The organism is Maricaulis salignorans (assembly GCF_900103475.1).
Lineage (GTDB): Bacteria > Pseudomonadota > Alphaproteobacteria > Caulobacterales > Maricaulaceae > Maricaulis > Maricaulis salignorans.
Genome location: NZ_FNHG01000014.1, coordinates 65,190 through 87,844 on the forward strand (window position 1 = coordinate 65,190; position 22,655 = coordinate 87,844).

General features: G+C 59.0%; 23 protein-coding genes and 2 tRNA genes. 19 read left to right on the top strand and 6 right to left on the bottom strand.

Annotated elements, in window-relative coordinates:
- The first annotated feature begins 60 nt into the window (after positions 1 to 60).
- From BLT42_RS11140 to BLT42_RS11160, 6 genes are all read left to right on the top strand, one after another.
- Entirely contained in the window at positions 61 to 759 is a 699-nt protein-coding gene (locus BLT42_RS11140) for a DUF6946 family protein (protein ID WP_091770787.1), read from the top strand.
- A gap of 3 nt (positions 760 to 762) precedes the next feature.
- Positions 763 to 1,584, top strand: a complete 822-nt coding sequence (locus BLT42_RS11145; protein ID WP_091770789.1) for a hypothetical protein — start codon at positions 763 to 765, stop codon at positions 1,582 to 1,584.
- On the top strand, positions 1,581 to 2,660 hold the full coding sequence (locus BLT42_RS11150) for a hypothetical protein (protein ID WP_091770791.1): 1,080 nt from the start codon (positions 1,581 to 1,583) through the stop codon (positions 2,658 to 2,660). The genes BLT42_RS11145 and BLT42_RS11150 overlap by 4 nt, the downstream gene beginning before the upstream one ends.
- Positions 2,657 to 2,818: a hypothetical protein gene (locus BLT42_RS15150; protein ID WP_176780339.1), complete on the top strand. Its 162-nt coding sequence runs from the start codon at positions 2,657 to 2,659 to the stop codon at positions 2,816 to 2,818. The genes BLT42_RS11150 and BLT42_RS15150 overlap by 4 nt, the downstream gene beginning before the upstream one ends.
- 187 nt (positions 2,819 to 3,005) lie before the next feature.
- On the top strand, positions 3,006 to 3,437 hold the full coding sequence (locus BLT42_RS11155) for a hypothetical protein (RefSeq protein ID WP_091770793.1): 432 nt from the start codon (positions 3,006 to 3,008) through the stop codon (positions 3,435 to 3,437).
- A gap of 184 nt (positions 3,438 to 3,621) precedes the next feature.
- Positions 3,622 to 4,191, top strand: coding sequence for a recombinase family protein (locus BLT42_RS11160; RefSeq protein ID WP_091770795.1), 570 nt, complete (start codon positions 3,622 to 3,624; stop codon positions 4,189 to 4,191).
- 138 nt (positions 4,192 to 4,329) lie between these two features.
- Here the strand turns inward: BLT42_RS11160 and BLT42_RS11165 are convergent, their stop codons facing one another.
- Together BLT42_RS11165 and BLT42_RS11170 are read right to left on the bottom strand one after the other, a co-directional pair.
- A complete protein-coding gene (locus tag BLT42_RS11165; RefSeq protein ID WP_091770797.1) occupies positions 4,330 to 5,283 on the bottom strand; it encodes a hypothetical protein in 954 nt (317 codons plus the stop codon).
- Positions 5,280 to 6,164: a Fe(II)-2OG oxygenase family protein gene (locus tag BLT42_RS11170; protein ID WP_233342447.1), complete on the bottom strand. Its 885-nt coding sequence runs from the start codon at positions 6,162 to 6,164 to the stop codon at positions 5,280 to 5,282. The genes BLT42_RS11165 and BLT42_RS11170 overlap by 4 nt, the downstream gene beginning before the upstream one ends.
- A 920-nt stretch (positions 6,165 to 7,084) precedes the next feature.
- On the opposite strand from BLT42_RS11170, the gene BLT42_RS11180 reads away from it, so the two are divergent.
- Entirely contained in the window at positions 7,085 to 7,615 is a 531-nt protein-coding gene (locus BLT42_RS11180) for a PDZ domain-containing protein (RefSeq protein WP_233342448.1), read from the top strand.
- 118 nt (positions 7,616 to 7,733) lie between these two features.
- Here BLT42_RS11180 and BLT42_RS11185 read toward each other — a convergent pair whose 3' ends face one another.
- Complete coding sequence (locus BLT42_RS11185) at positions 7,734 to 8,285, bottom strand: hypothetical protein (RefSeq protein ID WP_091770803.1); 552 nt, start codon at positions 8,283 to 8,285, stop codon at positions 7,734 to 7,736.
- A 314-nt stretch (positions 8,286 to 8,599) separates the two neighbouring features.
- Here BLT42_RS11185 and BLT42_RS11190 point away from each other — a divergent pair, with 314 nt between their 5' ends.
- The 3 genes from BLT42_RS11190 to BLT42_RS11200 are packed head-to-tail and all read left to right on the top strand — an operon-like array spanning position 8,600 to position 10,729.
- Positions 8,600 to 9,688, top strand: coding sequence for a hypothetical protein (locus tag BLT42_RS11190; protein WP_091770805.1), 1,089 nt, complete (start codon positions 8,600 to 8,602; stop codon positions 9,686 to 9,688).
- A complete protein-coding gene (locus tag BLT42_RS11195; protein ID WP_091770807.1) occupies positions 9,685 to 9,963 on the top strand; it encodes a hypothetical protein in 279 nt (92 codons plus the stop codon). Before BLT42_RS11190 ends, BLT42_RS11195 begins: the two co-directional genes overlap by 4 nt.
- A 1-nt stretch (position 9,964) precedes the next feature.
- On the top strand, positions 9,965 to 10,729 hold the full coding sequence (locus BLT42_RS11200) for a uracil-DNA glycosylase family protein (protein WP_091770809.1): 765 nt from the start codon (positions 9,965 to 9,967) through the stop codon (positions 10,727 to 10,729).
- Between the two features lie 379 nt (positions 10,730 to 11,108).
- Here BLT42_RS11200 and BLT42_RS11205 read toward each other — a convergent pair.
- A tRNA-Thr gene (locus BLT42_RS11205) sits at positions 11,109 to 11,184 on the bottom strand.
- A gap of 88 nt (positions 11,185 to 11,272) precedes the next feature.
- On the opposite strand from BLT42_RS11205, the gene BLT42_RS11210 reads away from it, so the two are divergent.
- Entirely contained in the window at positions 11,273 to 12,469 is a 1,197-nt protein-coding gene (locus BLT42_RS11210) for an APC family permease (RefSeq protein WP_091770811.1), read from the top strand.
- 50 nt (positions 12,470 to 12,519) lie between these two features.
- Here the strand turns inward: BLT42_RS11210 and BLT42_RS11215 are convergent, their stop codons facing one another.
- Complete coding sequence (locus BLT42_RS11215; RefSeq protein ID WP_176780340.1) at positions 12,520 to 12,963, bottom strand: DUF1761 domain-containing protein; 444 nt, start codon at positions 12,961 to 12,963, stop codon at positions 12,520 to 12,522.
- A 120-nt stretch (positions 12,964 to 13,083) separates the two neighbouring features.
- Here BLT42_RS11215 and metG point away from each other — a divergent pair, with 120 nt between their 5' ends.
- The 7 genes from metG to BLT42_RS11250 all read left to right on the top strand — a co-directional run bounded on the left by metG (position 13,084) and on the right by BLT42_RS11250 (position 21,504).
- Complete coding sequence (gene metG, locus BLT42_RS11220; protein ID WP_091770813.1) at positions 13,084 to 14,799, top strand: methionine--tRNA ligase; 1,716 nt, start codon at positions 13,084 to 13,086, stop codon at positions 14,797 to 14,799.
- The gene (locus tag BLT42_RS11225; protein ID WP_233342449.1) at positions 14,796 to 15,758 is read left to right on the top strand and encodes a peptidylprolyl isomerase; all 963 of its coding nucleotides are present in this window, start codon (positions 14,796 to 14,798) and stop codon (positions 15,756 to 15,758) included. The genes metG and BLT42_RS11225 overlap by 4 nt, the downstream gene beginning before the upstream one ends.
- The gene (locus tag BLT42_RS11230; RefSeq protein WP_091770815.1) at positions 15,758 to 17,056 is read left to right on the top strand and encodes a flavohemoglobin expression-modulating QEGLA motif protein; all 1,299 of its coding nucleotides are present in this window, start codon (positions 15,758 to 15,760) and stop codon (positions 17,054 to 17,056) included. The genes BLT42_RS11225 and BLT42_RS11230 overlap by 1 nt, the downstream gene beginning before the upstream one ends.
- 59 nt (positions 17,057 to 17,115) lie before the next feature.
- On the top strand, positions 17,116 to 18,531 hold the full coding sequence (locus BLT42_RS11235; RefSeq protein ID WP_091770817.1) for a M20 metallopeptidase family protein: 1,416 nt from the start codon (positions 17,116 to 17,118) through the stop codon (positions 18,529 to 18,531).
- Entirely contained in the window at positions 18,532 to 18,942 is a 411-nt protein-coding gene (locus BLT42_RS11240) for a RidA family protein (protein WP_233342450.1), read from the top strand.
- Between the two features lie 79 nt (positions 18,943 to 19,021).
- Positions 19,022 to 20,176, top strand: a complete 1,155-nt coding sequence (locus tag BLT42_RS11245) for a DUF819 family protein (protein ID WP_091770819.1) — start codon at positions 19,022 to 19,024, stop codon at positions 20,174 to 20,176.
- A gap of 326 nt (positions 20,177 to 20,502) precedes the next feature.
- Positions 20,503 to 21,504: a GIN domain-containing protein gene (locus BLT42_RS11250; protein ID WP_091770821.1), complete on the top strand. Its 1,002-nt coding sequence runs from the start codon at positions 20,503 to 20,505 to the stop codon at positions 21,502 to 21,504.
- A 9-nt stretch (positions 21,505 to 21,513) separates the two neighbouring features.
- On the opposite strand, the gene rlmB is transcribed toward BLT42_RS11250, so the two are convergent.
- On the bottom strand, positions 21,514 to 22,326 hold the full coding sequence (gene rlmB / locus BLT42_RS11255; protein ID WP_091770823.1) for a 23S rRNA (guanosine(2251)-2'-O)-methyltransferase RlmB: 813 nt from the start codon (positions 22,324 to 22,326) through the stop codon (positions 21,514 to 21,516).
- Positions 22,327 to 22,470: 144 nt separating this feature from the next.
- Between rlmB and BLT42_RS11260 the strand changes: the two genes are divergently transcribed.
- Positions 22,471 to 22,555: transfer RNA gene (locus BLT42_RS11260), tRNA-Tyr, on the top strand.
- Positions 22,556 to 22,655: the final 100 nt, after the last annotated feature.

Sequence of the window (22,655 nt, forward strand, 5' to 3'; positions counted from 1 at the left end):
CCATTTGCGGGGCCTTCACCGGTGACGGGTTTTGTCGCCCAATGGGTGTAGGCTCTTAGAATGACTCAGAACAAACGGACTCAGCGACGCAAAAATATTTTCGTACCCTCAACTGGCCCGGACTCTTGGCACCAACTCCTCATGGAACCCGACAAGCAATGGCGTGCCGGATATTCTGCCCATTCGATCGCATCGGCTTGGGAGGATGGCAGTGGGTTGCCGAAATCGTTCGGCGCGGCGTTCGCTTCGGTAGGGCTCGTTGAACCGCAGGTGCTTTTCGCTGTTCCCGAGTGGGTCACAGACTTGCCTGACGGGTATCGGGGTTCGCAAAGCGACCTTTTTGCTCTCTTGAGGACGGCTGATCAGTTGATCGCGGTGACCGTGGAGGGGAAGGTCGATGAACCTTTTGGACCGACGGTTGAAAAGTGGCTTTCTGGAACATCGAGCGCTCGACCGAAACGATTGGCAGACCTGTGCGAATTGCTTTCGGTTGCCGGCGAGGTGGACGGGAGTTTGGGCTATCAGCTGTTCCACCGCACCGCGTCCGCGATAATCGAGGCAAACCGGTTCAAGGCCGACGCCGCGGCAATGATCGTTCAGTCCTTCTCCAAAGAGGATCGTTGGTTTGACGATTTCTCGAAGTTTGCTGCGTTTCTGGGCGTAGCTGATGTGGCGAAAAACCGGCTTCAGTTGGTGCCCGTTTCGAACGGTTGCCCTTTGTACATCGGCTGGTGTGACCAGCAGTCAGGGGAGGATTGATTGATGAAAACCGCGAAAATGAAAACGGTGAAAGAAGGAAAGCTCGGGCGCTACACGCTTCGCATTGTGGACACAGCCGGGAAGCTGCAGGGCGTAGCGTTCAAGGGTGCGACGCACCGCACCGCCATAATGGACGGGGATGAAATCGACGAATTGTGGGAGCGACTTTCGGTCGAGGTCGGGATGCAAGCGGCCGAGTATGTCGGCTACGATGGTGCGATCAGTCGCTTCCGGCAGATTTTCCCCGCCGGGTTTGCCGATCCGCGGTATCTGACCAAAGAGCGTGATTATAAGATCGCAGCGATCTCAAAACTCGCGGAAGCAGCGCCGCTCGATGAAGCCTTTGCCGGCATGGCCAACCCGGAAGCTGTTCTCAAAGCCTGCCAAACGAATTTGCTATTCAGGTCTGAAAGCATCGCGTTGCGCGCGATCCTGCTCCACAAGCTTGGTGGCGAGTTCGTACAGGCTGCTGCCCGAATGGCCATGGGCGAAATCAAGGACGGTTTGGCGGAGATGACCCGGATTGCGGAAGCCGTCGACAGGAAGTCGTGGCCGTTGGTGACATACCTCCCGTTTCTGTGGCAGCCGGATGGTCACATGTTTCTGAAGCCGACTGTAGCGAAGGGGTTTGCCGAACGCGTCGGCCATCGCTTTGCACACGATTATTCCTCGGATATTCGCGCCGAGACCTATGAAGGCTTGCTCGATCTCACCAAGGAAACACGTTCGGCAATTGCCAGTCTCAAGCCTGCGGACAATGTCGATGTTCAGAGCTTCATCTGGGCCGTTGCGAAGTATACTGAGGCTGATGCCGCTGATGAGTGATCCATGCGCTGCCGATCTGTGCGGACGGTTTTGAAGCTGTAGGAGATGTCGTGCTCAAATTGGTAGAAACGCCTGAAGCGAAAGCGTCGGCTCAAGCGTTGCTTGAGAAACGGCTCTACGAAAGTCTTGATGATCAGGGTGTTCTGAACATCGGTTTCCCCGGCGGCAATTACAATATTCCGGTATATGCGGCAGGTCCCGATCGTCTCTGGGCTGGCTTCAAGGAACCGGCGAACGATTATAAGATTCGACGCTACTGGAATGCGTTTGGCGTGTTCGATCGCGACCTCAAGTCCCAAGCTATTACCGTAGAAATCAACATTGCGGCCGATTCGAACAGCAAACAGGTGGCGGGCGCATTCGCGACTGACTTGGAAACAGGTGACACGATCTTGTTGCATAGCGGCAAGATTGGAGGTGGCCACAAGGGTGTTGGCCGGACCGCCTTTCTTGTCTGGTCGAAGGCGGAGCTTGTCGAGGTTGTTGATATTGCGGGCGGTATACGTGAGGGCATCATCATTGCCGGTTTGAATAGCCCCAATCTCGCCGACGAGGTTTGGGACTTCGTCAGACTAGTCTCGGAATTTAAGTTAGCCGTCAGGGCCGGGGAGCTGGAGACAGAAAAGTTCCGGAATAGCGTCGCTGAATACGAACGGTATTCGAAGGAATTCTCAGGAAAGAAGTCCGGTGGTGGTGGCGCCAGAGGGCAATATTTTGCAATGCATGGCAGGGTGGTTCAGGCGCTATTTGACGAGCGGTCGAGGCAGGCGACCTCCGAAGAGAAGGTGCTTAACAGTGGCTTGATCGACCTTTATGTTCGCCGGTCTGGTCGGATTACAGAAGTTTATGAGGTAAAAGCCAAAAGTGACCGGCAATCGATTTACTCAGCGATCGGTCAACTCGTAACGCACTCGTGTACCGAAGGCGCCGACGCGAGGAAATTCTTGGTGATACCGGAGGAGTGGAGCCCATCGAGCGGTTTTGAGGCCGCCTTCACCCGATATGAAATCGAAATTATCGGTTTCGGTGTCGACAAGGAACGCGAGGTCACGTTCCGGAGGCCTTCAAACGGATGATCAGCGAGTACCATTTCACCAGCAAGGCGCCGTTGAGCGACACCGTCATCGAAGCGCTGAACGAGAAGCCGAAGATACGGGAACGCAAGACGGTCGTGGATCGGGTCATCGACCGGTTGCGTGACCTGACCGCGACGTTTGATGAAGGGATGGGGTAGGAACATGCCACTTCAAAACCGGGTGACGCCACTAGGGGCGATCGTATCTCACGAGGCGCGAGGGCAACTCATGGGGAATCGTGGTTGCCTTCATAACGATCAGCAGCAGCTGGTTGACCGGCGTTGGACCCGCCCAGCATGGGTCACATGTTCCCTTGTCAGTAATTCTGGCAACAAACGGAAACTGATGACGCCGGGGAAATACACCGAGCTTTTCTTTACCGATGAGGCAACCTCGTTCGCGGCCGGCCACCGACCTTGTAGGCAATGCCGTTATGACGCCTATACGCGATTTCAAAAAGCCTTCGGCAAAGCTTTCCCGGAACACGGTGAGCGACCTTCGGCTGTATCAATGGACAAGGCGTTGCATGCCAGCCGCATCGAACGACATTCGAAGCAACAAATTACATTCGAAGCTGACCTGCATAGCCTACCCGTTGGAACTTTTTTCGTTGCAAGCGGGCTGCCGCGCCCGATTCAGAAGTTTTCTGATGGCTATAAAGTATGGAGTTTCGACGGCTACGCACAAATAGAGTTGGAAAGCGACCAGCTGGTGACCGTCCTTACGCCATATCCCTCGGTGCAGGCTTTCAAGGCGGGTTATTTCGTTGGCCCGTAAACCGGCCTTCTACGTGATTGGGTCTCGTACGATAGGCGGGTGTTTCAATAACGACCGTTTGTGACACGTCCATCAAGTGACTGCTGGATGATCCGATATCAGTCCCATCGTTGTGTCAAAAACCCTCTTGAAATTCCAAACTGTGTCACCACTTGAAGCAGCCGTTTATGACACAGGAGAATTCATGAAGGTCGGTTACGCACGAGTCAGCACCGAGGATCAATCAAACGAGATGCAGATCGCCGCTTTGAAGGAAGCCGGCTGTCAGATGATCTTCGAAGAGTCTGCATCCGGTGCTCAACGTGATCGGCCGAAGCTTCAAGAAGCTATGAACTATATCCGGCCAAGCGACACGTTGGTCGTGTGGAAAATGGACCGACTTGCGCGATCTCTCAGGCAATTGATCGAGACAGTAGATCAGTTGGGTGAACGAGATATCGGCTTCATTTCACTTACCGAGGATATCAATACGACGACAGCCGGGGGACGGTTGGTGTTCCATGTTTTCGGCGCATTGGCTGAATATGAGAAAGCACTGATTGGAGAAAGGACTCGCTGCGGCCTTCAAAATGCGCGCGCAAAAGGGGTCAGGCTTGGACGCCCCGCCGTAATGACCGACGATCAGATCGAGATGGCCAAAAAGGTGAAAGCCGCCGGGGGGCACTCGATGCAAGCGATTTCGGATCAGCTGGGCGTGTCCCGGTCGACGCTTTACCGGGTACTGGCGGCTGATTGTCATAGAGAAATAGATTAACGCACGAGGTCGGGTTCATTTCATCAGGTGTTTACTGAAAATCAGTTTTCCCACCGTCAATTCCGAAAATCAACAATTCAACCAATATATGCTAAACAAGGGGGCGCCCGCCTCTAGGCGTTGAATCTCTTTACCATATCAAGGCTCATTGTTGTCTTCCTCGAACATAGAATAATCGTCCAAAGGAGCGTAAATCTCAGACAAGTTATACTTTTGTGTTTTCTTGTAGCGATCACTAAGCGCCACAACGGCGAGTTTGGATAGTCCGATTATTCTAAGGCCGCATGCGATGCATTCAAACTGTGTTGGCAAATACTCTTGTGATTCAATAATCACATCGTCTTCAAGTTTCTGCGATGGAGCGGACACGGGCTCACCTTGAACCAGAGCCGTCGATCCGCAGGCCGGACAATCGACGCGGTGACCGATTTGGCGGCTTGCCCAGATCATAGCTTGAGCCGCTAGAGTTTTTTGCTCACTTTCCGGTTTTGCCTGCCAGACCTTGGAATGGGCCGCCACGTCTCCGTTGACGGCTTTCGCACCATTGTCAGCAGCTGCCGCAATGAGTTGTTTCGCGACATCGGCCTCGTCACTGCCAACAAAATCTTCAAGTGAGAAACCCATCGAGGCCAAAAGAATCTCGCAGGTCTGGTAGAAGCGCGGCTGCCAGCTCGATCCCTTGACGCCATCAAAGGCCAACTCGCCGGAATGGAGCTCGGCGTTACGCTTTCCCGTATGCACAATCCCGAAGGCTTCGTGTTCTTTAACAAATTCTGGGAGGATTGCGGAGAGTCGCCTGAAAACCTCGGAGATGGCAATGGACTTTGGGGAGAATTTCTCTTCCAAGGACGCGAAGCCGAGCGCAAAGTGGAGGTTTGATCCGCTCTTGTCCGGTTCCGCCAATAGCGGAGGGCTAACGTTACCCAGCGCTGCCCGCGCGAGAAACTCGAGCGCGAGACTGGACCAGAGCGCATATTCCCACTCATCGCTGTCGTGGTTATCCATATTTTGGATGTATCGCAGCGCTTTGGTATAAAGCGCATTGGGATCAAAGGCCGCTGGCGTGGCCCCGGATTTGATCGTCTGTTTCAATTTAGTTCCCCCAAATACACCCTTTGGATAATTCGCCCCTCACGTCCCGCTACAATCGGTGATCGAGCGTGCAGCATCCGCCAGTTGTCTATTATCAGAATATCTCCGGGGCGAGACAGGGCGACTGCTAATGGTCTGTACGATTTGATAAAGTTGCCGATCGTATGACCAGTGTCTGTAGCAAATCTATTTGTCGGCTGCAGGAATAGTTCATCCCATCGCAACAGTTCTTCTCCATCAATTTCGGTTTCGAGAAGGCGCAGAAGAGTATGTGCGCCGGCGCGGGGCCTGCGAGGCCTATAAACTGTTCGGGAAAGGGTGGGTCTTGAAATCCTCTGAATCAAGTTGCGGCCGTCAAGAAGTAAGGTTGGGGTATCCTCGAAGCCAACCTGACAGCGGAGCAGGATGTAACGTGGCGGCCTCAACCAATGAGCGAGATCGCTATGAAATGGGAACTGCTCTAATCCGAAATTACCACTATAGGTGTTCGGCGTCCCATCCTTGCGGGGCTTCAGCAATTGAACCAACCCGCCTTCCCATGGCTCAATCGGCACGCCAATCTCGTGCACGACTGCAAGTATGTCCGCCTCCGGACGATACCGAGTGAGCAGCGCATACCCGCTGATTTCCAATTTTTTCGCCAACTCTGACATCGGTCTTTCTTGATCACTCAAGCTGCCCTTCAACTTCATAGCAGGATGTGCGGCGATGTCAGACGAAAGCGGCTTTCCGCTGCCTTTGAGGGTCGTCGACGATTTGCCCCATGATCGCGGCATCGATCTGAGCCTCAAGACGGCCCGGTTCAGGCGGAACCGAGTCTCGCTGATAAAAATGCAAAAATTTTTCAGTGTTATCGGACCGATTGCGACGGTCCGCTTCATTGGAAACAGACCCTGTGAAGCATCGGCTTCAAAAGTCGTGATCCGATTTCAGTGAAGCCGGGATATGGGGCGCCGTGTGGGCGTCACAAGGGCTTGGTCATGTGGTCCAGCGCCTGTGCAGCTTCGCGCATCGCCGCCACCCCCCACTCATAGATTTCAGCTCACTGATTCCACCTATACTTGTGTAGTGCCCTATGGCCTAGTGACCTTGGGTTTTGGCGAATCGCGCCGACACGAAGGTTGCAAATCGCGGCTGTGGTGCGCGAATTCTGTGGGGAGACTTTTGAAAATGAAGGCCTTGGGAAAAAGCAACGTTGGGGGAATTGGCTGGGTCCCCGTGCTAGCGATTGGTTGCTCAGTTCTGATAACTGGGTGCGCTACCACAACCACACCGCAGACCGCCGCTCGGGTTCAGGATTTTTCGTCGCCGCCTACTGAGCGTGAATTTTTTCAGCTAGCCGAGGACGCGATCCGAGGGCGCTTAATCGACCCTCGTTCTGCGGACTTTCAATGGCCGAACTGCGGACTTTCAATGGCCGAATGACGTGATGCGAACAGTATGGCGAGTGCCATTTGGGCCTGTGATCCCGGGATACGTTACATGTGGGTATGTTAACGGTCGGAACCGGATGGGTGGGTATGCTGGTAGGGCGCCGACGGTAGTTATCTACAATTCTGGACGCATCATTCATTCTGAAGTTGGAAGTTCGACCGAGGACATAGATTTCACCCGAGCAGTCTGTCAAAATTCGACATTCGTGCGGAATTTTCAATGGCGTGAACCTAGCGACCCCATCCGGTGGATTCCCGTCATGACCCAAACGGGCATGATCGAACCAACAGATTGAACACTTCAAGATGGAAGTAACTTCGATTGTTACCCACTCGAATTAGAAGATGGGCGGCGATATCGGGCAATATTGTCGTCATCGGAATTTGATAGTTACCTCTTGCTGAGGTCGGGTGGGTGCGAATCGAGCCAAACTATTAATCAAAATGATGATTTTGCTCCGGGAGTATTAGATTCCGAGCTTCAATTTGTCGGGGCGGCCGATTTATATATCGTGGCAAACACACGAGCTCCGGGTGAAATGGGAAGTTACCAACTTCGCATCGAGCAGGCATTCGATCGGCTGGACGCCAGCCCCGATTCAGCAGCTCCAGACAGGATCGGTCAGAGCACAACCCCGGGCTACATCGGCGTTGGAGTCAACAATGACAAATCAGTTGGCGTCCTAGCCGTGGTCAGCGTCGATAGTGGTGGCCCTGCTGAGGCGGCCGGCGTTGCGGTCGGCGACCGAATTTTGGAAATCGACGGGTTGCAATTTCAAAATTCGCAGGAGGCTGTTCAGTTCCTTCAAAGCAATCGTTTCGCCGGTGACACTATTGAATTGGAGGTCATGCGTGGCACCGAGACCCTATTCATTGAAGTCACTTTGGAGCCTCGGTAATTACCGGCGGACCGTGATCCGTCGTTTAACAGTTTTTTTGTGACGAATTCGATGGTCGACAAGCGATTCGATCCCGTCAGCCGACCGTGGCGCCTAAGTTCATCTCTTTTGATGTAGGTTACGGTGCCGCTGCTGGGGTAAGGTTGTCGAGATCAAGCACTCGATTAAAGACGCTTTCTTTGGCAGCCACTATCGTATCGAACCCGAAGGTCAGAAAGATTCCGAGCACGATTGACCAGATGGCGGCGCGATAGGTCGGCCCTTTGAAGCCATATTTCCGGACCCGGCCAATCACGAAACCAAAAAACGGATGCAGGAAGAAGAGCGGCCCTCGGAGGATTGATAGTTTGCCGCGCTTTGGAAAGAAATGCCGATCGTCCGGGAATTTCCTCAGGTGTAACTCCCAGCCCCGAAGGCCGGCAGAACCCAGCGCGAGCCAGATTGAGGCAAGATCGAAAACCCATTTGGGCGGCGAAATGGATATCCACTCAAGCGGATAAGAAATGCCACGCCAAATCATTTCACGAGCGTCAAGGACAACAACGGCGATCGGCCAATCCGTGTGAATGACGTTGAGATGTTCAGCGAGGCCGAGGGAGGCCCCCGATCCTAGGGCCGCGGTCGCGATCAGGAGCGCCGAGGACGACGGTTTTTTCGATCCTTTCTGCATGACGCATTCTCCTAGTGATCAACTCAAGTCAGCCCATTAGATAACCTCCATTCCATTTTACAAGGTTGGCAGAGGTGTTTGTCGGTCCAGTCGCTCGCGCCATTGCTGTGAGACACGGTTGCTCCAGTGCCTACTGCCGAACAACCAACCAGCGAGGTGCGGCGCGAATGGCCGCATTTTCGGCGCGCCTGTAAATCAAACTCTGGTTGCGTGGGTGTATGGGATTTCCGATATGCCCATAATATGCTTGACCGATCGACTTGACCAAGTTACTTGGGGGTATCAGATATCTCATTCACCCAAGGAAATGAAATATGGTTACCCTTCGCGACGAATTTCACGCCCGCCTCGATGAATTCCGGCCAGAATATGGTTTTTGGGAACAGGATGAGGTCATCCGTTCCCTCGCAAACACTGGGGAGTTGCTCGACCTAATTTTCGTCGGTGATGAAGCCGCAATGGCGATGGCGTTACTGGAAAAGATCATCGCTAAGGGCACGAGGGAGGACTGGGAGCCGCTCCGGCTGGGCGATACCAAACCAGACCTCAATTGGCGCGAAACGTGGGACCGGATCGACGGCTGGGATGCTAGCTCAACCCCACCATTTCTCGATGATCTCCACGAGCTGAATGCTTTTGCCAACTTCGGTATTATGACGATCTGGGACATTCATGCAGATTCACAAGACTACCTTGAAGTTCGCCACATGAAAGAAAGATTCGATGAAGCGAAGAATCCGCCGAAGTGGGTTCGCAAGGTGTGCGAGAAAATCGAACGTTTTGAGGCGCTCGTCGGGCGCGGCGGAAATGGTAAATATGAGCTCACTTACCTACCCGCACTCCGCGAGCAGGCGCTGGCCCGTATTAAACTCGACGAGGGCGAGCCTCTGACGGTCGGGGAGTTGGCCTCGCTTTCCGGCGTTTCAATCAAGCGCCTTCAGAACGCCATTTACGCACAGAGCGAAGGGGCGCCCAGTGTTTCAAAGAAAGGGCTGATCGCCCCGGAGGCCTGCGCACGCTGGCTGAATGAACGCGATTATCGTTGGTCAATTTGGCGCGAGGTTGCGGCCGAGTACCCCTTAAAAGTCTCGTGGGGAGAGCAAACAGAGCTTGCTCCGCCAGACCCGCTTAAGGAGCACGACGATTATGTGTTTGTTCCTGTTGCGATGGACGGTTCGATATTCTCACCGCACCTCGGCCGCGGATCAGCTCGCGACCGGTTCACGATTGGACCGAAAGGCGAAGAGGTGCAGGTCGAGGGCTTCGGTGAAGCGGTTGAGCGTCTGTTGCGTATGGAAACCCCACGCTGGCGCCGTCCGAATCCTGAAAGCGGGCGTTGGGGAATTGTATCCGGTCAGTCGTGGAAACGTGTGCGCCGCTCTGAGCTGGAGGCACTCGCATGAACCGGGCCCACTTGACTGCTCCGCTTACCGAGCACGCGGAGAGGCGCAGCATTGACCGCAACATTCCCGAGGTCGCCCGCTGGCTATTGCTAGAGTTCGGTCGGCGTAGCCCCGCGAAGAGCGGTTGTGTCAGTTACGCATTCGACAAGAAAGCGTGGAAGGAAGTGGAACGGTTTTTCGGCCGCTGGCGCATGAAGGAAATGACCCAGCTTAAGAACGCCTATCTCGTTCAGAGCGCCGAAGGCGCGATTGTTACCGTGGCTTACAGGAGCTGAGATGCAAGACAGTTATGTTGAGAGAATTAGAGCGCATGCGATGCGCGGAACGTCGATCCATGAAGTCGAAGCCGACCTTACAATATTTGAAGATGGCAGCCTCCGCGCCGAGTACGCACCGTTCGATCATGTCGAGCAAAATGCTCAGATCGTGCTGGTAGGCCTCACCCCGGGCCGGCAGCAGGCGCGAAACGCTCTTTCCGCGTTTATTGAGCAATTGAGGGCCGGGGTATCAGTGCCGGTAGCGCTGGCCGTCGCGAAAAAGACGGGCAGCTTTAGCGGGCCACTGAGAAAGAATCTTACCGCGATGCTCGACCATATCGGTGTGAACTCTCGGTTGGGTGTGCCAACGTCAGACTGTCTTTTCGACGGTAAGGAGCAAAGAGCACACTTCACATCTGCACTCAGATATCCTGTCTTCCGCAATGGCCAAAACTATAGCGGCTCTCCCAGCCCGCTGAAGGTTAGTCCCTTGGTGTCGATGATAGACACCTACCTAGCCCAAGAAGCGTCGACCCTCAGTTCGGCAATCTGGATTCCGCTGGGATCGCACGCGGCCGCCGCACTGCTTCGACTAGTAGACCACGGCCGGTTGGATCGTGACCAAGTCCTTGCCGGCCTTCCTCATCCGAGTGGCGCAAATGCCGAACGTGTGGCGTATTTCCTAGGTCGAAAGTCGCGGGACCAGTTATCGGCAAAAACCCGGCCGGAGCCGATCGACGAGGGTCGGTCGCGGCTCATCAGGCAGGTCGCGGCACTGTCCTAATCGCGAATTGTTCGATGTTGTCCGGGTCCAATTAGCTCGAAGAAGGACGGCCTACCGGAGCGTATAATTCTAGCGGGTCATGAACACGGCGCCAAAGTATATCTGTTGAAAATGCCGCGGGGGTTCAATTGCTTAATCGGAGCCGGTCGTGGAATTTATCGAACTCCTAGTAGCTGTCTCGCCTTGGAGGTCACGATTCCGGCCGGCCCGAGGCTTGTCACCATCGGCTGCAATGCTGGAGAAGCAATATCGAGATTTCGGCGACCCAATCCACCTGCGGCGAGTGCTAAGTCGCCTGCATTTGTTGGTCGGATTGTTGGTCTCGACCAGATGGCGTATGAAATCGGGTCAATTAATTCAGAACTTTAGTTCCAAATCATGGTGCCGGCTGAGGGACTCGAACCCCCGACCCCCTGATTACAAATCAGGTGCTCTACCAGCTGAGCTAAGCCGGCCCGATTTCGATCGTCTGGCGCTCTGATAGCGGCAGTTGCGGGAAGTCACAAGGTTTCGCTGCAATGCGTGCAGTGCTATGCGCTGGGCATGACCCGGCTCAATCGCGTTATCGGACTTCCCGGCCTTTGCCTGTACGGGATTGGCGTCACACTCGGCGCGGGAATCTACGCCCTGGTCGGCGAGATTGCAGGGCTGGCGGGGCTGTATGCGCCCTGGGCATTTGTCCTCGCGGGGGCGCTGGCGGCTTTCACCGGCCTGTCCTATGCCGAGCTCGGCTCGCGTTATCCGGAAAGCGCCGGTGAGGCGGCCTATCTCGCCCATGGTTTCAAGCGGCGCTGGCTGACGGCGGCGGCCGGTTATGGCGTCGCCCTGTCAGGGGCGATCTCCTCGGCCGTGGTGCTGCATGGCTTTGCCGGCTATCTCGGCGCGCTGGCGCCGGTCCCGGCCTGGATGGCGATTTCCGGCGCGCTGGCGATACTGGTATTGATCGCGATATGGGGTGTGCGGCAATCCATCATGATTGCCGGGATTATCACCCTGATTGAGGCGGGCGGCCTGATCCTCATCATTGCTGTGGCGACACCCGGCGCGATCACGGCGCCGCCGCCGGTGGATATCGGACCCGTGCCGTGGTCAGGCCTGTTCGCGGCGAGTGTGATGGCCTTTTTTGCCTTCATCGGCTTTGAGGACATCGCCAATATGGCCGAAGAGGTCAAGCGACCGCGGCGCACCTTGCCGCTGGCGATCCTGATCACCCTGTCCGTCTCGTCAGTGATTTATCTGGCGGTCGCCTGGGTCGCAGTGCGGGCTCTGCCGCCCGATGTGCTGGCCGGCGAAGGCGGGCCACTCGCCGCAGTGTTTGAACATGCGACCGGACTCAATGGCGACGGCATCGCCGCGATCGCCCTGCTGGCCATGGTCAATGGAGCCCTGGTCCAGATCGTGATGGTGGCGCGTGTGCTCTACGGACTGGCGCAGCGCGGCCTGGCGCCGTCCGCCCTGGGCGGCGTGCATCCGGTGCGCCGTACGCCGGTGATGGCGACGCTCATTGCCGCTGTCGCGATCGCGATATTTGCCATGTCGGGCGCGTTGGGGACGCTGGCGATCGCGGCCTCAACCGTGACATTGCTGGTGTTCTCCCTGGTCAATGCCGCCTTGCTCGCCTTGCGCCTGAGGGGTGAGGCGGGGGTGACGGGAAGCTTCAGCGCGCCCATCTGGGTGCCGGCCGTTGGCCTGGTGGCCAGCCTGGGTGTGGCGGTCGGTGCGATGGTGAGCGGTCTCTAGCCGGGAAGATTTCCGGCGCGCGGAACCGGGCTGGCCCCGCGCGCCGGACATCAGGCGTATTCGGATTTGACGGCGATGCCGTCGAGTGCGGTCTGGACGATGGCGACCACGACGAAACCGACCAGAAGATGGGAGGCGTCGAGCAGGAACAGCATGACGGGCTGCATCGCATAGACGACGTCATAGGCCAGCGTCGTGACTGCAAAACCGGCCCAGAGCAGCACGGCGCCCTTGATGGCCGGCATCATGCCATCGCTGCCGAAGCGCTTCAGCGCCAGGCCGATAAAAATGGCCGTGACCAGGGAAATGAGGAAGCCGTGCAGCATGCCGAATGCCATGTTTTCGTTGGCGGCGATCATCTGGGCTTCGGTGAAGTCGTGCAGCCCGACCCAAAGGTCGGTGAAAAATAGTCCGTAAAACAGAAAGCCGATAAAATAGAGCGCGATGGCCGAGGCCAGCACGGCGATGATGTTGAGACCGAAAATGCGCGGCATTGGGTATTTCCTCCCCTTGTAAGGACGGCTATGTCTGCGCGTCCTGTGCGCGGGTTTTGAAACTCGCGCTTCAGGCGAATAGATATACACGCATTCCGCCGCAAAGAAGAAGTACCCGCCATGGCCCGTATCCTGATCACCAGCGCCTTGCCCTATATCAACGGGGTCAAACATCTCGGGAATCTGGCAGGCTCGATGTTGCCGGCCGATGTCTATGCCCGCTTCCAGCGGCTGGGCGGCCATGAGGTGCTCTATATCTGCGCCACCGACGAGCACGGCACGCCAGCCGAACTGGCGGCGAGCGAGGCGGGTATGGATGTGCGCGCCTATTGCGACGAACAGCACGAGATCCAGCAACGCTCCGGCGAGGGTTTCTCGCTGAGCTATGATTATTTCGGCCGCACCTCGAATCCCGAGACCGCGCGGCTGACGCAGCATTTCGCCGATGTGCTCGAAGACAAGGGCCTGATCGAGGAAGTCCTCGAGCACCAGATCTTCTCGATCGATGATGATCGATTCCTGCCCGATCGTTATGTTGAGGGCACCTGCCCGCATTGCGGTTTCGAGCGCGCGCGCGGCGATCAGTGCGATAGCTGCGGCCGTCTGCTGGAGCCGACCGATCTGATCGAGCCCTATTCGAAAGTATCCGGCTCGAAGAATCTCGAAGTGCGCGGCACCAAGCATCTGCACCTGATGCAGACCAAGATGGCCGACCGGATCCGCACCTGGGCCGACGCCGCCTCCGGCTGGCCGTCCCTGGCCAAGTCCATTGCCTATAAATGGCTTGATGAGGGCCTGCGCGACCGGGCGATCACGCGCGATCTGAAATGGGGCGTTCCGGTTGCCCGAAATGGCGCGCCGCGCGAGGGCTTCGAGAACAAGGTCTTCTATGTCTGGTTCGATGCGCCGATCGGCTATCTCGGCGCGACAGCCGAATGGGCCGCGCTCAACAATGCCGACTGGGAGAGCTGGTGGCGCACCGACAAGGGGGCTGATGACGTCACCTATGTCCAGTTCATGGGCAAGGATAATGTCGCCTTCCACACGGTGAGTTTCCCCGCGACGATCCTCGGTTCGGAAGAGCCCTGGAAGACGGTCGACAAGCTGAAAGCCTTCAATTGGCTGACCTGGTATGGTGGCAAATTTTCGACGTCTGAACAGCGCGGCGTCTTCATGGACAAGGCGCTCGAGATCATGCCCGGCGACTACTGGCGCTGGTATCTCACGGCCAATGCGCCGGAGGGCTCGGATTCGGCCTTCACCTGGGAGCATTTCCAGTCGGTGATCAACAAGGACCTGGCCGATGTGCTGGGCAATTACGTCAATCGTGTCCTGCGCTTCAACAAGTCGCGCTTCGAGGCCGTTGTGCCCGCCGGCGGGACATGGGGCGAGAATGAGGACTGGCTGGCGGCCGAGATGAACGTCCGGCTCGAAGCGGCTGCAGCCAATTTCGAGGCGATGGAGTTTCGCAAGGCCGCGGCCGAAGTGCGCGGCCTGTGGGCGCTGGGGAATGAGTATCTCACCCGGGCCGAGCCCTGGACCAAGTTCAAGACCGATCCGGAAGGCGCGGCGGTTGGCGTGCGCACGGCGCTCAATTTCATGGCGATCATGGCGATTGTCGCGCAGCCCATCATCCCGGTTTCGGCCAGGACCATACTGGATGCGCTTTCCATTCCGGACGGGAATCGCAACTGGCCCAAGGGCGATGCCAAGGCGATGCTGACGGCATTGCCGGTTGGCCTGTCGGTCGAGCCGCCCGAAGTCCTGTTCAAGAAGATCGAAGAGGATGATATCGCGGCCTGGACGGAGCGGTTTGGCGGCGCGGAGCAGGGATGATGGTGTTGAACCGGGTGATGATGATACGGGCGCTGGTGCTGGGCGTTTCCGTTGTGGGCCTGGCGGCTTGTTCGCCAGCCGCCGACGAGGCTGAAGTCGACGCGGCCGCTTATGGACCCGACGACGCCGAACAGGCCATGGCCGAGGTCGAGATCCCTGATTTCACCGGCATACCCGATTGGCGCCTGGCTGATCCCGAAGACCTGCTGCTGATCGAGACACGTTACGGCATGGTGACGGTGGAGCTGTCTGATGAATTCGCGCCCGATCACGCCGCGCGCATGCGCCAGGCGGTCCGCGACGGTTTCTTTGACGGGCGTGATTTTTACCGGGTGATCGATGGCTTCGTTGCCCAGGGCGGACGCGGCGAGGAAGCGGATTCGGTCGATTTGCCGCAATATCCGGTGCTGGCCGGTGAATTTCACCGCCCCACAGCCGGCATCAGTTTCACCGCCATGATCGATGAAGACCTCTACGCGCCAGTGGTCGGCCATGTGAATGGCTTCCCCGCGGCCCAGAGCGTGGATGGCAGCGAGACCTGGCTCATTCATTGCCCGGGCACGATGGCAATGGCGCGCGATAACGGCCCCGATACCGGTGATGTCGAATTTTACATCGTGATCGGGCAGGGGCCGCGTCATCTCGACCGCATCATGAGTGTGTTTGGCCGGGTGATTGATGGCATGGATCATGTCCAGGCGCTCAATCGCGGCGACCCCATGGTCAATTCCGGCGTCATCGCCGATCCGGACATGCGCGACCCGATCCTGTCGATGCGCATCGCCGCCGATTTGCCGGAGGCGCAGCGGCCGGCCTATGAAATCATGCGAACTGATGGCGAAGCCTTCCATGCCGCCAAGGCGGCGCGGCGCCATCGCAGCGGCGATTTCTTCTTCGAAGCGCCGCCTCCGGTGATCGAGGCTTGCCACATTCCGGCGCGGGCGCGGCGTGTGAACTGATGGCGAGATGGCTTTCCGAGGCTGAGGTCGAGCGTCTGTCGCGCGCGGCCTGGCTGTTGCTGGAAGCCGAAGACCGCCTGCCGGTGCTCAGGACCATCGCCTGGGACCGGTCTCACGCCGATGCCTTCTTCGCAGCCGGTGGGCGTGAACTGCCCAGGCCCGTCTATCCCCGTATCGATCCGGCGCCGTCGCTGGAGAGCGCCGCTGCCGCACGCGCCCTGATCGACGGCGACAGCCCGGTGCATGACTGGCTGCGGCGCCTGGCTGACACCACGGAGCAAACCGCCGCCCTGCTCGCGAATACGGGCACGAAGGCCTTCCACCTCCATTCGCGCACCTTGTATGGCGATCCGCGATCCCCGATTGCCGATGGCAAGCGTAATGCGCTCGATCTCGCGCGGAGGCTCGACACTTTGCTGGCTGATTTCGAGGAAGGCAGTATCCGCCTGGAGCCGCCTGAACGGCTGACAGCCGGCGATCTCAAGGCGCGGCTCGACGCGGAATTGCCGCGCTATTTTGGCCGGGCGGCGCCGCAGGTTGAAGTGACGCTGAATGTCTCGGCCAAGGCGGCTGCCGGGCGCGACTATATCAAATTGCGCGCTGATGCGGCGTTCTCCGATCTCGACGTGATCCAGTTGTTGCAGCATGAGGCCCTGATCCATATCGCCACCAATATGAATGGCGCCGCCCAGAGCCGCTTCCCGATCCTGGCGGAGGCGCACCCCGGCAATGCACGGACCCAGGAAGGCCTGGCCGTGTTCGCTGAATTCATTTCCGGCGCCCTCGACCCGCGCCGCTTCCGACGCCTGGCCGACCGGACCATTGCCATCGACATGGCGGCCGAGGGCGCCGACTTCATCGAATTGTTCAATTTCTTCCGCGAACGTGGCAGCCATGATGCGCCCATCGAGGCGTTCGAAAATGCGCGCCGGGTCGTGCGTGGCGGACTGACCGGGGGCGGTGCGCCCTGCACCAAGGATTCGATCTATCTCGGCGGCTTGCTGGAAGTGCACAATTACCTGCGCACGGCCGTGCGGGCAGGTGACCCGGCCTTCATCCGTCTGCTCTTCGTTGGCAAAATCGATCTGGCCGATCTGGAAGCGATGAAAATGCTGCGCGAGCAGGGGCTGATTGCCGAGCCGGCCTTCATGCCGCCCTGGGCGACCGATTTGCGCTATCTCCTGTCCTATCTGGCCTATTCCACCTTCCTCAACGAGATCGATCTGAGCCATGTTGCGGCGCGCTATGAGAAGCTGCTGGGTGCGGCACAGCCGCCCAAATCCCCAAAGGAAGATTGACCTCACCGCGAGTCGCGGGTCGAATAGGGCCAGATGATGATCATGGGGACTGGACCGATATGAAACGCCAATTTTTGAGTGCCGTCGCGGCGCTGGCCCTGATGGGCTGTACCCAACCGACCGCCGATGCGCCGAGTGATGTGACGGCACCGACCGATGCGGCTGCGGTAGAGACCGCGCCACCGGTGGTCCGGGCGCCCGGTGATGACGCCCTGCGCGCATCTATCGCGATGGATTACACGGACAATCTTCAAGCCCTGTACGAGCATTTCCACGCCAATCCGGAACTCTCCCTGATGGAGGTCGAGACCGCGGCCCGCCTGGCAGCGGAATTGCGCGCCCTCGGCTATGAGGTCACCGAAGGCGTCGGTGGCACGGGCCTGGTTGCCGTCCTGCCCAATGGCGAAGGTCCGACGGTCATGATGCGCGCCGATATGGATGCCCTGCCGCTCGAGGAACATACCGATGTCGCCTATGCCTCGACCGTCACCGGAATCGACCGGCGCGGTCTGGAAAGCCATGTCATGCACGCCTGCGCCCATGATACGCACATGACGGCGCTGGTCGGCACAGCCCGCCAGATGATGGAACGGCGCGATGACTGGTCAGGCACCCTGGTCCTGATCGGCCAGCCGGCCGAGGAAATCGGGTTGGGCGCGGGCATGATGATCGAGGACGGTCTGTTCGAGCGCTTTCCGCTGCCCGATTACAATCTGTCCTTCCACACATTCTCCGGCATTCCATCCGGCCATATCACCTTCGCGCCCGGCTATGCGATGGCCAATGTCGACTCGGTTGATATCAGCGTTCATGGCCGCGGCGGGCATGGTGCCTATCCGCATGCCACGAAGGACCCGGTCTATCTGTCGGCCCAGATCATTGTTGCGCTGCAATCGCTGGTCTCGCGCGAGCTCTCGCCGCTCGATCCCGGTGTCATCACGGTTGGCGCGATCCATGCCGGCACCAAGCACAATATCATCAGCGACGGCGCGCATCTCCAGCTGACCGTCCGCTCCTATACCGACGAGGTGCGCGAGCAGCTTCTTACCGGGATCGAACGCATCGCCCACGCCCAGGCCGCGTCCTATGGTCTGACGCCGGAGGAGTATCCCGATGTCGAGGTCGAACTGCCCTATACGCCGGCGATGTATAATGATCCCAATCTGACAGCGCGTGCCGTTTCGGCGATGCGCGCCCGGTTTGGCAATGGCGCCGTGACCGAGGCCGATCCGGTGATGGGCGGCGAGGATTTCGCGCAGTATCACCGCACCGAGGCCGCGATCCCGAGCTTCATGTTCTGGGTGGGAGGCACGACCCAGGAAAGACTGGATGATTACGCAGCCCGCGGTGTCGCGGCGCCGTCCAATCATTCGCCGCTTTTCGCGCCCGACGATCCACAGACCAGCATCACCATGGCAATCGAGGCCAGTACGGCGGTGGCGATGGACCTGCTTGCCAAGCCGACGGAGGGCTAGGTGGCGGTGCCGGCCCGGCGCGCTTTCTCGCGGGCACCCTGGGACGACAAGGTCGGTTATTGCCGGGTCTCGCGGCGCGGGCCGCATGTCTGGGTAACCGGGATAGTGGCGATGGATGTCGCCGGCGGCGTCTATGCCGCTGGCAATCCGGAGGCCCAGGCGCGCCGTTGTTTCGAGATTATCGGACAGGCGCTGAGCGATGTCGGGGCCTCTCTGGAAGATGTGGTGCGCACGCGGATGTTCGTCACCAGTATCGATCATTGGGAAGCTTTTGGCCGGGCTCATGGAGCGGTGTTCCGCGAGCATCCTCCAGCGACGACGATGATTGAGGTTTCCCGCTTCATCGGCCCGGAATTCATGATCGAGATCGAGGCTGATGCCTTTGTCGATGAAGCGTGTGAAGCCGCCTGAACGGCCTTGCGCCGCCGCGGTCGCCGCGTAGGATCAAAACAGGCGTCCAGCGCGTCACCGAAAATCTGGGGGAATAGGCATGTCATTGATACCAGCGGATAATGCCGTGGCCGCGGTGGCGGCGCTCTTCGTCATCGCTGCCGCCGGCTTCCTGATGGAAAAGACCCGGATCGGCGCGCTGCTGACTGGCGCGGTCTGGGCCATTTTGTTTGCCATCATCGCCTCGAATATCGGGCTGATTCCGCAGGATTCGCCGGGCTATAGCTTTGTCTTCACCTACTTCGTCCCGATCCTGATCCCTTTGTTTCTGATGAAGGCGGATCTGAAGAAAATCTTCTTCGAGACGGGCCGGATGACCTTGGCCTTTCTGCTGGCCTCGCTGGGGACCGTGCTCGGTGCCATCCTCGCCTTCTCGCTGATCGATATCGGCGAGAACCAGGCCGCTGCGGCCGGGACTTTCACCGCCACCTATATCGGCGGGTCGGTCAATTATGCTGCGCTGGTTGACCTGACCGGCCTGGCCCGGAATGACCCGAATTTCGTCTCCTCGGCGACGGCCGTCGATAATCTGTTTTCCGGTCTTTTCCTCGCAATGCTGGCGGTTCTGCCCGGCTGGCACTGGCTGGCAAGGCGTTTCGTGACACGCGATCACAGCAAGGTTGAGGTCGAATCCGATGCGTCAGAGCCGGAGGGCAAGGCGACTGCGGCGACGCTGCTCTATTCGGCGAGCTTTGCGCTGGTGGTGTTGGCGCTGGGTGATCTGCTGACAGGGCTCGCGGTCGCACAATGGGGCGAGGCTGCGGGCAATTGGCGCTATGCCATCATTACCGTGCTGGCCCTGATCCCGGCGACGGCCTTCCCGAAAACCATGGCCAGCCTGCATGGCGGCTATGAGCTGGGCATTGGTCTGAGCTTCGTCTTCTTTGCGGCGATTGCGGCTGGGGCTGATGTCGTCGGGCTGGTGCAATCGGCGCCGGTGCTGATTGCCCTGATCGCTATCCTGTTGACAGTGCACGCGATTGTCACTTTCGGGCTCGGCTCGATCCTGAAATTTTCGCTGCCCGAACTGATCACCGCCTCCAATGCCGCCATCCTCGGTGCGACGACAGCGCCGGCGCTGGCGGCCGCCAAGGGCTGGAAGGATCTGGTGACGCCGGGCGTGCTGGTCGGGGTGTTTGGCTATGCCATCGGCACGGTGATCGCGACCTTCGTCTACCAGTTCTGGCCGGCCTGACGGCCTGATTCCCGCGCCATCGGGCAATCCTGCTGCAATACGCCTGTCCGACACGCGTGGTATGGCCATAGCCTGTCTGCGAGCTGGCGATTGCCCTGCCGCAGTGCCTTGCTCTGCGCCAGTCCGGTTGAGGTGCGGCGCCAGGACCGGCCCGCGCTCCGGGACGGGCCCGGTTCCATTCCCTCTGACGGCGCGCGGCCGGGCGCAGTATTAAGCGATTGTCACGCGATCGTCAGCGCCCGGCAGGAATGGATGCGGCAGGTTTGCATCCAATCGGGGGCTTTGCGGCATCCAGTCTATATCGCACCTATCCAGAGGGGATTTCCATGACGCGTAAATCAGCATTGATCGCCGGCACGGCGTTTGCCTTGGCCAGCCTGGCAGTCATCGCCAATGCGGCTACGGCCCAGGATCAGGGCCAGAGCTATTCCGCCGACACCGTCTCGATCGAGAACTTCATCGGCCGGGTCGAGATCCGCACCGGTTCGTCCGACCAGGTCAGCGTCGAAATTTCCAATGCCGGCGGGCTGGTCGACAATCCGAGTGTCGATTACAGCGGCTCGCGGGTCGCGATCGATGGCGGCCAGTCGATCCGCAATCTCAATTGCAGCACGCGCCGCGGCGAGATCCGGATCGGCCGGCGCTGGAGCGGCCAGCACGCCATTACCGATTATCCGCTGCTGACGATCACGGCCCCGGCTTCGCTGGCGCTGGAAATGCGCGAGAGTGCCTTCCAGGGAAGCGCCGGCGATCTCGGTTCGCTCGATCTGACGATGAATAGCTGTGGCCGGTTCGAGGCCGGCGATATCGCTCATGATGCCGAGATCAGCATTAACGGCTCCGGCGATGTCACGACGCGCGCCATCGGCGGTGATGCCGACATCGGGATCAATGGTTCCGGTGATGTCGTGCTCGGCACTGTCGCGGGGACGGCCGATATCGGCATTAACGGCTCAGGCGATGTCCAGATGGCCGATGTGGGCGGTGATGCCGAGGTCGGGATTAATGGTTCCGGCGATGTCGAGTTCGGCCGTGTTGCCGGGCTCGATGTGCGCATTTCCGGCTCGGGCGATGTCGAGGCGGCCAGCATGAATGGCGCTTTCAGCGCGCGGATTGGCGGTTCGGGCGATATCGCTGTGCATGACGGACGCGCCGAACCGTTTGACGTTTCGATCAATGGCTCGGGCGATGTCAGCTTTGGCGGCACGGCCGTCAATGTGACCGTGCGCGAATCCGGCGGCGGTGACGTCGATATCGGCGAGATTGAAGGCTCGGTCGACTGGCGCCGTAATGGCCGCTCCGTGCTCCAGGTGGGTGGGACCCGCTAGCCCGGGCGCTTACTCCGCGACGTCTTCGATCGGCGCCTTGCCACGGGCAGGGCGCCATTTCGACGCTTCATAGAGCGCGATTGCGGCGGCGTTCGAGACATTCAGGCTCTCGATCGCATCCATCATCGGAATCCGCACCAGCTGGTCGCATTCCGAGGCGACGCGCGGCCGCAATCCCTTGTCTTCCGACCCCATCACCAGAACCAGACCCGGGCCATGGCCCTTGCCGTCAAAGCCGGCAATCGCATCGGCGAGCGAGGCTTCGCCCTCGCCGGCCAGGCCGAGCACATGGCGGCCGGCCTTGCGGAAGCTCTTCAGCGTATCGGCGATATTGGTCACCTGGATGTGGGGCACGCGCTCGGCGGCACCGACCGCGCTCTTGCAGACAGTGCCGAACAGGGGCGGGGCCTTGCGGTCCTGCATGATGATGGCGCGAATCCCGAAGGCGGCGGCGGAGCGAAAGATCGCGCCGACATTGTGCGGGTCGGTGATCTGGTCGAGCACGAGCAGGGCGCCATGGGTCGGATCGACCACAGCGTTGATGTGTTCGCTCTCCAGCGCGCTGCATTTGAGGGCAAAGCCCTGGTGCACCGCACCCTCGGGCAGGGCCTGGTCGATCTCGCGCGGTTCATAGAGCCGTTTCGCCAGTCCTTCCGGGATCTCCTTGACCGCATTCCGCGTCACGCGGATTTCGATCACTTTGCGCTTGCTGTTTTGTAGCGCTGCGAGCACAGCGTGGCGCCCCCAAATCCAGCCGGAATTCGCTGTCTGGGCAGGGCTGGAGCGGCGTGTGTAATCGCCGCGGTTGGGAGTGTTGCGCATAGGGGGCTTCGTCACTATAGTCCGCGCTCCTGTCTCAGGGCGGTTGCAAATTTCGGCGCAGGCATAGCATGCCAAGCCGGGAGCGCAGACCCTTTGTTGCAGGTCTTCCCACGGCCCGTTTATCGTGCCCGAGGGACACCCTGTGGAGGGGTGGCCGAGTGGTTAAAGGCAGCAGACTGTAAATCTGCCCGCATAGCGTACGCTGGTTCGAATCCAGCCCCCTCCACCAGCCTTCGCTCGCTGCGCGAGCTTCGGCTGGGCAGGCCCAACGCTAGAACGAGCGAAGGCTGTCCCGCCGTAGCCTTCGGCGAAGGCGGACACCCCGGAAA